Source organism: Methylomonas sp. MgM2, assembly GCF_054172045.1.
The window spans coordinates 47,570-60,383 of sequence record NZ_JBSYXO010000020.1 but is presented as its reverse complement, the minus strand read 5'-3'; the positions used below and the strand labels follow the sequence as shown (position 1 = coordinate 60,383).

The following is a 12,814-nucleotide window of genomic DNA, read 5'->3' as shown; positions in this document are numbered from 1 at the left end:
CGCGGCCAATTCAGACGCCGCCGATTCCGGAGCGGAAGCGATCAACTTGGAGCTTGATGGATAGAATGTAATAATCGCTTGGACAAACGCTACAATAGTCCTGAAAGCTTCTCGAAAAGACACATAACCCGATCATTAAAACCTTTGTCCAACAATAGCTACTTATTTACCCGGGCCCCGCGCTGGAAAACACGGAGGGGTCCCGGACTACAGCCGCCGACAGACTTACACCCATGGTTAAACGATACCGGTTCATTAACGAAGCGCTTGCGCCGCTTTTTCGGCAATCGTTTAAGCGTGCGGCTGTTATATCACCGTTGGAGACCGGCTTTCGCAGAGGAATGCCGGGAATTGAAGATACCGCATCACCGCTACCAATTAACTCGGGAGGTGCTGCTGCATGTGGATGACAAGCCCTTGGTACTGGCCCGTACTATCCTGCCCGAACGCACCATACGCGTCGCCCATCGCAATCTATCTCATCTGGGCACTCGGCCTTTGGGCGAAGTGATATTTGCTTATCCGGATTTAGAGCTGCGAAGGCGCTACTTCAGCCTGGCGCCGGAACGGGTTTGGTCGAGCAACGTGCAAGCGAATTTCCAAATCGAACAAGCCATATGGGGACGGCGCACCTTGTATGCGATTCATGACGAACCGCTGCTGGTCAGCGAGTTTTTCTTGCCGACGATGCAAAAAGCCCTGTCTAGTCGAATAACCTGAAAATTAGGCTGGATACGGTTTCAAACAGGTCGCTTTCATGGCCTTGTTTATCGTAGCGCTGTATCAGACTCTCGATTTCCGGCCTAACCGGGGCGGGACGCCGTTGTTTTTCAGCCTGCTTTTGCTGGTGTAATAACTGTCCGCCGGCCTTTTTCCATTCCAACAAATGCGTGATTTCGCCACCGTCCAACCAAACGCCGTGGGCTCTACATTGATCGACCACCACGCCGCTACGGTGGCCGAACGCCACTCGGCTCATCATGTTCAGACAAACGGGGCATTCCAAATATTTAACCGGTTTATTTTTTTGATATCGGTCTTTGTTGATATTGCCCAGCAATTCCCGATTTACCGTAAAAACCGGGGATACCAGATTCTCCAATAGCGCTTCAACTTCGCCCGGATCGAAAAACAAACCGAAACACTGTTCGCAGCGCTCGATTTGCATGGGCGGATTGATCTCCAAGGCGATAGTCTGCATCGCGATGTTGCATTCGGGGCAAATTCGATCGGTTTCCCGGGTCACGACGTGATAATCGTGCTTGCCGCGTATATCAACATCGTTACGTATGCCGCAATAGCTGCAATATTGGGTATTGGGCGGTAAAGGCGCCGAACAGCTATGACATCTGGCCATGATTAAAACTTATCCAGCAGCTCTTGCTTTTTTGCGCTGTATTCGGCTTCGGATATGAGTTCCGCTTCGAACATTTTTTTCAATTGAACCAACTTGGCGGTAATGTCGTCCGTGGCGGCATGCCGCCCTAAATTATTCATGCCTTGCGCCATGTTTTGCCCCAACGCCACGCCGGCGCCCAGTCCCATGCCCGCGCCGGCGGCGCCGCTTTCGTTGCGCGCGGCATCGCGCATCGCATCCAGTTGCTGCACGCCCGCATAATCCAAGCCTACGGCTTTCGCCGCTTGCGCCTCGGCGGTCAAATCGGCGATACGGTTGATGCGCCGCCGGGTGTCGTCGTCGAAATCGGCGCCTTCGATACGAAAGTCGCCGACTTCGAACCCCAGCTTGCGAAAGGCGATAGCCAATTTGATCGCGATACTACGCGCAATTTCATCGCGATTGGCATCGATCTCGGCATAGCTGTAACTGCATTCCGCTAAATAATCGCTAATGGGCTGCACGATGCGGGCCGAAATGATTTTTCGAAATTCCTGTATGCCGATGCGGTTGTGGCTGCCGACGATATTGACGAAAAAAGCATTGGCGTCGGCTATTTGATAGCTATAGTTTCCGTAGGCTTTGAGGCCGACAGGGAAATGATATTTAGGATCCTGGTATTTGATCAGCGAGGTCGTACCCCATTTCTGGTCGAGTATCCTGGTTTTCCGAAAAAAATAAATACCGACCTTATGCTCACTTTCAAAAAACTGCATGAATTTCTTTATCGTCGTCCAAAACGGGATGTTATCGGTTTCCAGATTGACCAGACATTGATCCTCAATGACCGCCTTAACCTGGCCCTGATAGACAAAAATACAACCCTGCCCCGGACCGACGATTAACTTGGAAGCGTTTTTGATCTCGTCGCCGTTTTCGGTCCATTGCTCCAACAGAGCATCCGGATCGGGATTTTGCCACTCGATCACCGAGCGCAATTGGCGTCTTATACCATCGATAATTGCCATCGTAACCTCATTAAATTCTGGTGAACCCTAACGCAATTGCGTAATATCGCTCGATCAATTATGGCAAAAATCGGGAGTTATTGTGGCGATTAGAACATTTAAAAATAAACACCCTGTCATCGGGAACCATGTCTACATCGATCCGGCAGCCGTCGTAATCGGTGATGTAACGATCGGAGACGATGTATCGATTTGGCCCGATTGCGTCGTCAGAGGCGATGTGGAGTCGATCGCCATCGGGAACGGAACCAACGTGCAAGACGGCTCCGTGCTGCACGTATCGCACGCAGGCGGTTATTCGCCGACCGGACATAAACTGATCATAGGACAAGGCGTCACTATAGGCCACCGGGCAGTCGTGCATGGCTGCACGATTGGAAATCATTGTCTGATCGGCATAGGCGCCATTGTGATGGATGGCGCCGAATTGGCTGACTATGTCATGTTGGGGGCCGGCGCTTTGGTTTCGCCGGGCAAGAAATTGCAAAGCCGCTATCTGTATATCGGCGCTCCGGCCAAGCCTGTCAGGGAATTAAGCGATTCCGAAATCGCCTTTTTGGAATATTCCTATCGACACTATGTTCACCTGAAAAACGAATATTTATCAAGCAGCCGATAAACAGCAAACAAATATCGATACGATACATATTTGACAAGGCGCAAGTTTTCTATTATTGTTTCGACTCGCTACTAACATAAAAAGGGGGTCGAATATGTCAAAGAGCGTTTTTTTAGATATCCGATGGCTTTGGATATCATGCATCCTCCACCATCCGCCGGCTATCAAGGCCGGTCCGGTTTAACACACATCGAATCATTATTTTTGATCCGCTTCGGCAAGGCATTCGAAGCAACCGGGTTCTGAATACAGGGGTAACGAAAATGAGCGAACAAGTAGAACAAGTACAGCAACAGGAAAAAGATCATTTCGTCTTATATCTAGCATTGGCCACGATAGTAATGGTCGGTGCGATATTGGCGGTTAAACTTAACGAAAACGAAAAGTTTGAACCGATCAAACAGCAGATTGAACAAGAACATCGCCTAATGAACATCCGCATCATCGGCGAACGGGAGGGTTAAGTCATGAATAAAACGTTTATCAGCGGGTTCCTATTGGCGTTGGGTTTCGCCAATCCTGTCGGCGCCACCGACTATATTTATCGGGATATTATGGCGAATACGCTACCGGCTCATTGTGAAGTCGAGTCAAAAGCCAGAGAAACGGCGATCAAAGATTACAAAGTAAGAAATTTCAGCAAGCGATTCTGCCAAACGCAAGGATACGGCTGGCATTTGGACGAAATCAAAACATCCGGTAATACTATTTGCAAGCCCTGCGGCGACGATCCGAATCTACAGCAATGCTATCAGGAAGATGTAGTGGTGGCCTGCAAACGCATCAAACCGGGCACGGTCGGCATGTTACCGGGTCAAGGCTAATATCGTTTAATTGTCCGAACAAAGGGAGCGGAAGTATTCCGCTCCCTTTGTTCGAGACATTATCCACCTGATGCCATCCGAGAAACCGTGAGCATTAGTTGATCGTATCCATGTCCACGTTCGGAGGCACATCGTAAATAGACGACAGTTTACGCCTGAACTCGTCGGTGATCGACTGAGCATCCTGGCGACTGTTCACCACGCGCGGCGTAATCAACACGACCAACTCGTTTTTGTCCTTGTTGCGGATGGTACTCCCGAACAGCGGGCCCAGCAGCGGAATTTCATGCAGTAGCGGCACGCCATTTCGATTAAAAGTATTGTCTTCCCTGATCAACCCGCCCAGAACGATGGTTTCGCCACTTTGTATCGCTACGCTGCTTTCGATTTCACGCTTTTGAATCGTGGGCGAATCAATGTCGCTGGATTCCGTTTTAATCGCGTTATTCACCGTCTGCAGTATATCCATCAACACCAAACCGCCTGAATTGACGCGCGGTCTGATTTGCAGATTGACCCCGGTATCCAGCATCTGGATCCCGCTGGTTTGTATCACGCTGTCGTTGTTGTTGTTGACGGTGTTGGTGTTTGTCGATTGCGAAGTACGTATCGGCACCGAATCCCCGACTTTGATCGACGCCTCTTGGTTATTTAAAACCATCAAAGAGGGCGAGGAAACGATATTGATATTATTATTTATGGCGGCCGCTCTTAATATGACATTAATATCTTTAGAGTTGCTCTGAAACGCATAGGTGAAACCGCCGCTAGCGACGCCTTTCGCAATATCGGCAAGATCGATGCCATTGGTATTGGCAATAATATTTTTTCCGCTGTTATTGTGGGTGATATACCACTCTATGCCGTATTCCAAATCATCCTTCAAATTAACTTCCACAATCGTGGCGTCGATCAGCACTTGTAAAGGCAACACATCCAGATCTTTAATCACTTTCTGGATTTTGGCGTATTGCTCCGAATTGGCGACGATGACCAATGCATTGTTACCCTCGTCCGGAATGATTCTGACATTCTGCATTTCCGGGTCGGCGCTGCCCATAGCGCCCCCCATCGCGCCGCCCATAGTGCCGGACATTCCCGAGCTTATTGAGCCGAGCTGACTGCGACCGCCGCCCAGCGACTTGTCCATCCCCGAATCGTTGCTAGCGCCCTGGCCGGTGGCCGCCGACGATATGCCGGCGGAAGGCGTACCCGAAGCGGACATTCCCGACGAACCGGAAGTGGAAGTCGACCTGTTGGTAGCCGATAATCCCCTGCGTCCGGATGCAATAGACGCCGAACGCGAACCGGTCCTTGATACGCCTCCACCGAAAATCTGGCTCAAGGTATAAGCCAAATCCATGGCGCTTACGTGCTGAGCCCGATATACATTAACGCCTCCGCTGGCTTCGGGATTGGTGCGGTCGAGTCGGTAAACCCAGTTTTCGATATCGCGTAAATACTTGGCGTTATGAGTGATCGCCAGCACCGCGTTCAGGCGCTCGATTTCCATGAAACGAAAGAAGCTGTTTCCGCCGTCTTTATCGTCGGTCGAAACGCGGAAAAAAATTTGCCGAAGTTCATCGACGATTTTTGACGCATCGACATGCGCCGGAGTAAACAATGCGAACGAACGGCCTTTCATCACGTCGACGTCGAAGGTGCCGACCACGTCGATGATCCGGTTCAATTCGCTCGCCGATCCCGACACAACCAATATGTTTCGGTTGGGATCGACATGTACCTGTGCATTTTCCGGCATCAGGGGTTTCAATATTTCGGCAATTTCGCCGGCAGCCACGTTCCGGACCGGAATCACTCTGGTCTGATAACCCGACGGTAAACGGCTGCTTCCGATCGACTGAAAAGATGCGCTATAAACCGCTTCATTCGAGGGTTTGATCACGTACATGCCGTCTTCTACGGCCAATGCGGCGTTGTTGACGCTCAACAGCATTTCCAAAGTAGGAATGAGATCGGCTTTAGTTAAAGGCTCGGTGGTTTGCAAAGTGACCTTACCGCTGACTAGCGGGCTAATCGTATAATTTTTGCCGAGTATCTCGCTTAATATGACTTTGGCAACCTCGCCGAGGTCGGCGTCATCGAAATTCAAACTATATTCGCCTTTACCGCTGCTTTTTTTCTCGGACGCACCGGCTTTTCTTGTCCTGACCGCAGATTCGTCATTAGGAAAAAATTCGACTTTAGCGGTTTTATCACTGGTATCCGCAATTGGCGATGTTTCTTGCTCCTGGATTGGCTGGGCTTGAGGCAACGGTAATTTGTGATGAAGCTGGGGGCCGATATACTCGCATCCAGCCACGCTCAAGACTAGCGCTACGAAATGCGGAGCTTTGCTTGTTTTCACTGTCATTGTTGTTTTGTCTCAGGGGAATTATTGGTAGCCGGCTTTGCCGTGGGTGCTACCCGTTTTGGAGGCATGGGCGTTTTAACCTGCTCTCTCGGTTTTCTAAGCATGACGTTTTTTTGCTGTCCACCCAATTGAAGAATGACTCGGTCGGATTGAATCTGTTTTAACAGCCATCCGGAAATCGTTTGTTCTTCATACAGTTTTAAAAATTTTCCGGTTTCTTTTTGATTACGAAACAAAGCCCGCCGCTTGCCTTTGTTTTTATTTTTGTTATAGATGCCGATTAACGCCCAATCATCAAGCTGGCCTTCGTCCGCCGCCGCCTCGGAATCGTCTTCACTCGTGTCTTGCGGTATTGGTTTGCGTCCTTCAATAAATAGCGGACGCTCGACAATACTATTGAAACTGTGCTCTGACAATTTAGGTAGGTTCAAGCTGGGCAAGGGTTCAGACTGATAATCCGAATCGATGTTTTTATTCAATGTGTCTCGCAAGTGGCGACGACCAATCTCGCCTACTCCCCATTCCAACAGCAACACAGTGCCCAATACCCCGCATGCCACTAACTGATATTTAAACAATGTGGCGTTCACTGAGATTCGCTCCGCATAAAGCTAACGACTTGGAAACTGATATTCAATTGTTCGCTAGGCTCTATTTGCCGGGTTTTCCGATTGCGCCTGCCGCGCACGGGATTGATATCCAACTGATCGACGATCAATATGGGTACGGCTGTCTCCAGACTGTGCAGTACACTTACCAAGGACTCCATTGTGGCCGTCATACGAACTTTGACCGCAACACGAAAAAAATCGTCAGTCAACTTACCGGGCAAGCCCTGAGTACTGGTTAACTGACCGCCGGCATCCGACACCGCGGTTTTTACGATGTTTTGCAGTTCGGCTGACGCTAATGCCTCGGTACTGCTGTTGGTAAAATAGCTCTGCTCCAGAAATTGCTGCTTGATCGCCTCAAGCTCCTCGGCCACGAGCGTTTCGCGCCCGGCAATGGCTTGCTGGCGCTGCAGGCGAAACATCAAATCGTTTTTTTCTTCGTAATAATCCAAGCCGGCCGTAATCAAAGGAACAAACAGGGCGAAAATAACGAAAACAAACACCAGTGCCAATAAGCCAATCGCCAACCAGCGGTGAAAACGGGCATCGTTCACTCGTCTCCCCCTTCATCCTTGAATTCCATGTCCAACTCCTCGGTCATCGGCGGTTGGTCGACTTCAGATGCGGACTTTGGTGGTTTAGTCGCGCTGTTTGTAAGGTCTCCGTCCGTAGAAATAGGCATACTGATATCCATACTAATTTGAAAACGTTCTCTTCCGGTAATTTTATCCTGGGTCAATGGCGAGACGAAACTGACATTGCTAAAAAAATCTGATCGTTCCAGAACGCCGATCAGAGCAGAGGCCGCAGGCGACTGCCCTTGAATCTGAATATGCTGGCCTGAATATTGTAAATGTGTCAGCCAAGTGTCGTCGTTCAACAGTTTGGTTAGCTCGCTTAGTACCGGAAGCAATGCCGGCGACTGCTGTTTTATGTCGATCAATTGTTGAGTTTGGGCGCGTAAGGCATCAATCTCGGTTTGTTGGGCATCGACCACGCGATTCTGATTTTCTAGCTGCTTAATGCGCGTTTTTAAATCTGCCACCGCCTGTCCTTGCATCCAAACTGGCAAAATCAACACTGCCAGCAATAACAATATAAGCAAGCCGTTGACTAACCAATACGCCGATTGACTGAACTTGTTAGCGCGTTGCCGAAAACTTTCAGGCAACAAATTATAGGTACGGCGCGTCTGCGGAAATTCGCTATCGGCTGCTTGATAGTCGACCCGGTGAGGTTGAAGGCCTAAAAACGTTTGCAGAAATTTCAGTTGTTCATCGAGACGAACGCGAGGAACCACAATCAGCAAAACGCGCAACTGTCCATATCCGGTATCACCCAGAGAAATCAGACTAAAGTAGACCTGATCCGCTTTAAACGGGGTGTAACGGTCCAATTCGAAACTGACCACTTGTTGCAAGTTTTCTTGCACGGCCGCAGGCAAGAAAACGACTTTTTGCAGGGCTTGATCGGCAGCCAAACGCAACACGATTTCGGCTTTTTCGATTGCCGGATACTGTTGCCTTAAGCTGTGATAAGCGTCGGCCTCAATCGAGTCGATACGCCGCTCCACGATCAGATTATCGTCGTCGTCGAAAAACTCGACGAAAAAACCTTGAGGCAACGGCGTAATGATGATGCAACCTTGATGATCGCGTAACTTTCGGCGCAAGGTCTTGGGAAGCAGAAATACCAGTTCCCGCCCCCACCACCGAAAAAAACCTTTCAGATCAATATCTATCGTCGTATCTAAATTCATCTTGAACCGTAATTACCGGATATCCAATCGCTTCGTCGAACAATGACGGACCTTGTATGTTTTGCTTCCAGTCCAGTATTTGAAACGGTGTATCCGTTTCAAAACCTTGACCCCTCATTATAACTTCCACCCCGGTAGAACCCTCTCCGGGAACCGCCGCCTCCGCAAGAATAGTATAAGTTTGATTTTGAGAACCAAGGTTTGCGCCTGAATCTATCGAATCGTCCGTTTCGGCCGTATTCGTGTCATCCGCGCGATTTTGCAGCGCCACATCGTCGATATTACGTTCCTTAAGTTCCTTCCCGATAATGGCCAATAACTGCGGGCTGGCATAGCGTAAATCGACTTCGGCTTGGCCCGAATACACCGTTATAAACGGTTGCATGGCGCTGAAGATTTGTTCATTCATGCCTAAAACCAGCTGCAATTCCTCCAAACATTGGAAAGCCGAATTGGTCGGCCCATACGGCAATCCCGCCTGCCTGTACTGCCGCCTTTCCGCGCCTAGTGTTCGGGTGTCGTCATCAGCATCGCGCCAATCCAAAACGGCATTTAACAATCGCTGCGCTTGCCATTCGTCGGCGATTACCCAATTGATCAAAGCCGCTAATTGGACTTCGTTGGAGGTGTTGATGTCGATCTTGCCGGATTCCGAAACAACGCGAATGCGAATTTCGCTCTCCCAATTAACCAATCGGTAGACCGCATTGGGCTGCCAACGCAATTCCGGATCAGACTGCGAAAGCATAAATTGCGCCAATATTATTCCGCTTTCGGCGTAAGCCGAGGTTAACGCCCCGGTTTTGATTGCCAGACTGACGCTGTTATCGCGGCGCATGGTCATCGCGAAACTGCCCGCCATCAGCGTTAACAAGGTTAGGATCCAGATAACGATCACCAATGCCAACCCTCGTTGTTTCAGTTGGGCGCATTGTAAACGTCTATTGATTATTCTCATCGAAACCGGGGCCGTTCAAACCGCCGCTAACCGCTGCATCCGGGCCAAGCGCTTGATTGATTTTCAAAGCAAATACCATTTCCGGCCAATAGCTACCGTCCGCGAGTTGTATGGAAACTTTGATTAAACTCGGTAAACGGTCGGCTACCCGCCACTCGTCACGCCATTGTAAAACGTCGATATCCTCGGTTTTGCCGAAATAGGCAAACCTTAAATCGGCGACGTTTTCCAGTAATACTTCCGGTTTGACCGGCTCGAATTCGGTATCGCCTTCGATCTGGCGGTATGGGGTCAAGGTCACCATTAAAACCGAATGATCGGCCGGGTCCAACGCGATATTGAACACCTGCAGCCCCTTGCGGGCCGAAGCCGCAGGTAATGCCGCGACGAATATCAGACTTTGCGGAAGCCCCTGGAATGCTTGTTGATTTTCCGCCAAAAAATTCTGCTCGTTGTTCAGCATCGGCAACGGCCGAATCGTGGTTAGATGGCGTTTGAAAAACTGGTAGACCACTGCTTTGTTGTTGACTTCGGCTACCTTTCTTTCGCCGGCATTCCAACTTTCGGCAGCCGTCTTCAAGCTGCTGAAGAGCAACACCACCATAACGCTCAACAGCGTCATCGCAATCATGACTTCGATTAGAGTAAAGCCGTTACGAGGACGCATGGTCACTGCCTGGGTTCCCGGAATAGCTTTAAGCCGTTCAACTGCAACGAACGTCGGTTATCTTCGCCACCGCCCCAGCTAACCCTGACTTTTACTGCCATTAACATAAGGCTTGCTTGCTCCGGCGCCGGCTGTTGGGACTGAAACCGGCTGGATTTTGGAGGCGGCCCTGCTACCGGAGCGATGCTCACCAACCAATCGTATTTATCCGCTTCAACGCCGGCATATTCACCGGTTTGCAAAGGCGTTTCCACACCGATACGCGCCATCAGCGACTCGGCGATTTGAACCGCCAATGTGTAATCCTCGGAAACAACAGCCGCGTTGACGCCAGAGCCGAAAATACGCAATAGAATGGTTAAGGCCACCGCCATAATGGCGAAGGCCACTAAAATTTCAAGTAAAGAAAAACCCTTATGCTGCTGCACTGGCGAAAGGAATTTGAACAAGCCCCGACTCGCGATGGATCCGATAAACGGCGTATGAGGTATTTGCCGATTGATTATTCGCCCCGTGCCTATTTGCAGAGATGAGTACCGCTCCGGTAATCCAGTTCACGTCGATAGTCCGGCTCTGTGCCCCCGATTCAAGGATTATCCTGCCTCCGGTTGAAGAACCGTCTGCAAAAAAGCGAATGCTTCCCTTCTCGCCTTCGGCAAATTCTTCTTCCGCCACCGTCAGCGAAATAGCGATTTGTTCATCGAGATGATAAATCTTGTGACGATTACTGATGAAATAACTATTGTCGCCTAAATTAATCCCCACGCTGACCGGACTTCGAGTGATTAACGCTTGACCGCGGGCGTAGCGCAAAGCGGAAGCGATATCTGTAGCCGCCGCCTTTAATCGGGTACTTTGATTGCCTGATGAAATATTGCTACCGACCACGGCAAAGCCCAAGACACTAATCAGCAATACGATAATTAGCTCCAATAGGGTAAAGCCGTTTGAGGTTTTGACTGCAGTCGGCACCGCGATTATTCCCAACTATTAATATCCTGGTCTTCGCCGTCGCCGCCTTCTTTTTCGTCGGCACCATAGCTGAACAAATCAAAATTGCCGTGCTGGCCGGGAAACTCATAGTGATAATCGTTCAGCCAAGGGTCCTGCGGTATCTTCTCTTTCCGCAAATAGGGACCGTTCCAACGCCTGGCGTCTGACGGTTTTTGAATCAACGCCTCCAGACCTTGCTGCTGGCTTGGATAACGTCCGACATCCAATTTATACATATCCAACGCCGCTGCCAGATCCTCGATTTGAACTCTGGCGGCTTTGGTTTTGGACGCTCCCATATGCTTCATGACCTGCGGACCGACGATACCGGCCAATAAAGCGATGATTCCCAAAACCACCAACAATTCCAACAAGGTAAAACCGCGCAAGCGGCGAATATTGTGTTGCATGATTGCTCCTCCGTTAAACAGCAAGATCGTTAACACTCAAAATGGCTAATAAAATGGAAACGATGATACCAGCGATCATTAGTCCCAACGAAATAATCAAAGCCGGCTCAAGCAGGGCCAGCATACGCTGAATAGTGGTCTTAAGCTGTTTGTCGTAAATGACGGCCACCCGCATCAGCATTTCTTCCAGTCGCCCGGTTTCCTCGCCCATTTTAATCATCTGCACGGCTAATTTGGGAAACAGGTTTTGCCGGCCCATGGCTTCCGACATGGTACGTCCTTGTTTCAGTTGCTCTTCCGCTTCTGACAGCAAGTCCGCCAACACGCCGTTGGTCACCGTTTCGCGCACGATGCCTAAGGAATTCAAAATCGACACGCCGTTTCCTAACAAGGTACCGAAGGTGCGACTGAAATTGGCCGTCTCCATGTTGACGACAATCTCGCCAAACAAAGGCAATCGCAAAAATCTCCCGTCCCATACTTTTTTGGTTATCGGATCACTCAACTGCGATTTCATAAATTGAACGCAACCCAACACCAACAGCAGCAACAGCCACCAATAGCTTTGTAAAAACTCCGCCAAACCCACTACAATTTGAGTGGGAACGGGTAAAGACTGGCCGGCGCTTTCGAACATTTCTTTGAATTGCGGCACCACGAAAGTGAGCATCACAAACAGCGATACCAATGACATGACTAACAAAATGGTCGGATAAATCATGGCTGTCTTGACCGTATCCTTAAGCTCTTGGCTGCGTTCCAAATAATCGCCCAGTCGCTGCAGCACCCCGCCAAGATTGCCGCCCATTTCGCCGGCCCGAATCATATTCAAATAAAATTTGGAAAAAACCTCGCCCTGGCTTTCCAGCGCATCGGCTAAAGACTTTCCGCCTTTGACCTTCTCCAGCACATTGGTGACCATTTTATTTAATTTGGGATTTTCTTCGGTTAGTTGTTGCAGAATCGTCAACGAGCGGTCCAAGGGCAAACCGGATTCCAGCAAAGTCGCGAGCTCGCCGGTCAGCATACCGATTTCCTTGTGCGACAAACGTAAGCCGACCGATTTCAATCTAAAACCGAGAAAAGTCTTATCCTTGGCAAGTTCGATCCGGATAGGAATTAAACCCTGATTTTGCAATTCGAGTAACAATGCCTGCTCGTCTTTGGCGTCACGCACGCCGTCTTCCATCTGGCCCTGGTTGTTAACAGCCTTGTACGAGAATAATGGCATCTAG

16 protein-coding genes are annotated in these 12,814 nt (G+C 49.8%); 4 read left to right on the top strand and 12 right to left on the bottom strand.

Annotated features, from left to right (window positions below; genetic code table 11):
- The first annotated feature begins 78 nt into the window (after window positions 1-78).
- The gene (locus ACW73I_RS15120) at window positions 79-720 is read left to right on the top strand and encodes a chorismate--pyruvate lyase family protein (RefSeq protein ID WP_458030245.1); all 642 of its coding nucleotides are present in this window, start codon (window positions 79-81) and stop codon (window positions 718-720) included.
- Here ACW73I_RS15120 and ACW73I_RS15115 read toward each other — a convergent pair.
- On the bottom strand, window positions 704-1,357 hold the full coding sequence (locus ACW73I_RS15115) for a zf-TFIIB domain-containing protein (RefSeq protein ID WP_458030244.1): 654 nt from the start codon (window positions 1,355-1,357) through the stop codon (window positions 704-706). The genes ACW73I_RS15120 and ACW73I_RS15115 overlap by 17 nt on opposite strands.
- Window positions 1,358-1,359: 2 nt before the next feature.
- Complete coding sequence (locus ACW73I_RS15110) at window positions 1,360-2,364, bottom strand: SPFH domain-containing protein (protein WP_458030242.1); 1,005 nt, start codon at window positions 2,362-2,364, stop codon at window positions 1,360-1,362.
- A gap of 82 nt (window positions 2,365-2,446) precedes the next feature.
- On the opposite strand from ACW73I_RS15110, the gene ACW73I_RS15105 reads away from it, so the two are divergent.
- From ACW73I_RS15105 to ACW73I_RS15095, 3 genes are all read left to right on the top strand, one after another.
- Window positions 2,447-2,983 carry a gamma carbonic anhydrase family protein gene (locus ACW73I_RS15105; protein WP_458030240.1) on the top strand — a complete coding sequence of 179 codons (537 nt, stop codon included), beginning with the start codon at window positions 2,447-2,449 and terminating at the stop codon, window positions 2,981-2,983.
- A 263-nt stretch (window positions 2,984-3,246) separates the two neighbouring features.
- On the top strand, window positions 3,247-3,447 hold the full coding sequence (locus ACW73I_RS15100) for a hypothetical protein (protein ID WP_458030239.1): 201 nt from the start codon (window positions 3,247-3,249) through the stop codon (window positions 3,445-3,447).
- A 3-nt stretch (window positions 3,448-3,450) separates the two neighbouring features.
- Window positions 3,451-3,807, top strand: coding sequence for a hypothetical protein (locus ACW73I_RS15095; RefSeq protein ID WP_458030237.1), 357 nt, complete (start codon window positions 3,451-3,453; stop codon window positions 3,805-3,807).
- 94 nt (window positions 3,808-3,901) lie between these two features.
- Here the strand turns inward: ACW73I_RS15095 and gspD are convergent, their stop codons facing one another.
- Genes gspD through ACW73I_RS15045 form a run of 10 tightly spaced genes read right to left on the bottom strand, consistent with a single transcriptional unit; the run spans window position 3,902 to window position 12,810 of the window.
- Window positions 3,902-6,181 (bottom strand): type II secretion system secretin GspD, encoded by a 2,280-nt coding sequence (gene gspD / locus ACW73I_RS15090; protein WP_458030236.1) that lies wholly within the window; start codon window positions 6,179-6,181, stop codon window positions 3,902-3,904.
- On the bottom strand, window positions 6,178-6,771 hold the full coding sequence (locus ACW73I_RS15085; protein ID WP_458030235.1) for a hypothetical protein: 594 nt from the start codon (window positions 6,769-6,771) through the stop codon (window positions 6,178-6,180). The genes gspD and ACW73I_RS15085 overlap by 4 nt, the downstream gene beginning before the upstream one ends.
- Window positions 6,768-7,346 (bottom strand): type II secretion system protein GspM, encoded by a 579-nt coding sequence (gene gspM, locus ACW73I_RS15080; RefSeq protein ID WP_458030234.1) that lies wholly within the window; start codon window positions 7,344-7,346, stop codon window positions 6,768-6,770. Before gspM ends, ACW73I_RS15085 begins: the two co-directional genes overlap by 4 nt.
- Entirely contained in the window at window positions 7,343-8,551 is a 1,209-nt protein-coding gene (locus tag ACW73I_RS15075; protein WP_458030233.1) for a PilN domain-containing protein, read from the bottom strand. The genes gspM and ACW73I_RS15075 overlap by 4 nt, the downstream gene beginning before the upstream one ends.
- Window positions 8,523-9,509, bottom strand: a complete 987-nt coding sequence (locus tag ACW73I_RS15070) for a general secretion pathway protein GspK (protein WP_458030231.1) — start codon at window positions 9,507-9,509, stop codon at window positions 8,523-8,525. Before ACW73I_RS15070 ends, ACW73I_RS15075 begins: the two co-directional genes overlap by 29 nt.
- Window positions 9,493-10,176, bottom strand: a complete 684-nt coding sequence (locus ACW73I_RS15065) for a prepilin-type N-terminal cleavage/methylation domain-containing protein (protein WP_458030229.1) — start codon at window positions 10,174-10,176, stop codon at window positions 9,493-9,495. The genes ACW73I_RS15070 and ACW73I_RS15065 overlap by 17 nt, the downstream gene beginning before the upstream one ends.
- Before the next feature lie 2 nt (window positions 10,177-10,178).
- Window positions 10,179-10,565, bottom strand: coding sequence for a hypothetical protein (locus tag ACW73I_RS15060; protein ID WP_458030228.1), 387 nt, complete (start codon window positions 10,563-10,565; stop codon window positions 10,179-10,181).
- A gap of 25 nt (window positions 10,566-10,590) precedes the next feature.
- Complete coding sequence (locus ACW73I_RS15055; protein ID WP_458030275.1) at window positions 10,591-11,148, bottom strand: GspH/FimT family pseudopilin; 558 nt, start codon at window positions 11,146-11,148, stop codon at window positions 10,591-10,593.
- Window positions 11,149-11,153: 5 nt separating this feature from the next.
- A complete protein-coding gene (gene gspG, locus ACW73I_RS15050) occupies window positions 11,154-11,579 on the bottom strand; it encodes a type II secretion system major pseudopilin GspG (RefSeq protein WP_458030227.1) in 426 nt (141 codons plus the stop codon).
- Window positions 11,580-11,592: 13 nt separating this feature from the next.
- On the bottom strand, window positions 11,593-12,810 hold the full coding sequence (locus ACW73I_RS15045) for a type II secretion system F family protein (RefSeq protein WP_458030226.1): 1,218 nt from the start codon (window positions 12,808-12,810) through the stop codon (window positions 11,593-11,595).
- Window positions 12,811-12,814 lie beyond the last annotated feature (4 nt).

Bases quoted from the DNA above. Each gene is read 5' to 3' on its own strand.
- ACW73I_RS15075 (WP_458030233.1), bottom strand. From the start codon at position 8,551: ATGAATTTAGATACGACGATAGATATTGATCTGAAAGGTTTTTTTCGG.
- ACW73I_RS15065 (WP_458030229.1), bottom strand. From the start codon at position 10,176: ATGCGTCCTCGTAACGGCTTTACTCTAATCGAAGTCATGATTGCGATG.
- ACW73I_RS15045 (WP_458030226.1), bottom strand. From the start codon at position 12,810: ATGCCATTATTCTCGTACAAGGCTGTTAACAACCAGGGCCAGATGGAA.
- ACW73I_RS15115 (WP_458030244.1), bottom strand. From the start codon at position 1,357: ATGGCCAGATGTCATAGCTGTTCGGCGCCTTTACCGCCCAATACCCAA.
- ACW73I_RS15095 (WP_458030237.1), top strand. From the start codon at position 3,451: ATGAATAAAACGTTTATCAGCGGGTTCCTATTGGCGTTGGGTTTCGCC.
- gspG (WP_458030227.1), bottom strand. From the start codon at position 11,579: ATGCAACACAATATTCGCCGCTTGCGCGGTTTTACCTTGTTGGAATTG.
- ACW73I_RS15100 (WP_458030239.1), top strand. From the start codon at position 3,247: ATGAGCGAACAAGTAGAACAAGTACAGCAACAGGAAAAAGATCATTTC.
- ACW73I_RS15110 (WP_458030242.1), bottom strand. From the start codon at position 2,364: ATGGCAATTATCGATGGTATAAGACGCCAATTGCGCTCGGTGATCGAG.
- gspD (WP_458030236.1), bottom strand. From the start codon at position 6,181: ATGACAGTGAAAACAAGCAAAGCTCCGCATTTCGTAGCGCTAGTCTTG.
- ACW73I_RS15070 (WP_458030231.1), bottom strand. From the start codon at position 9,509: ATGAGAATAATCAATAGACGTTTACAATGCGCCCAACTGAAACAACGA.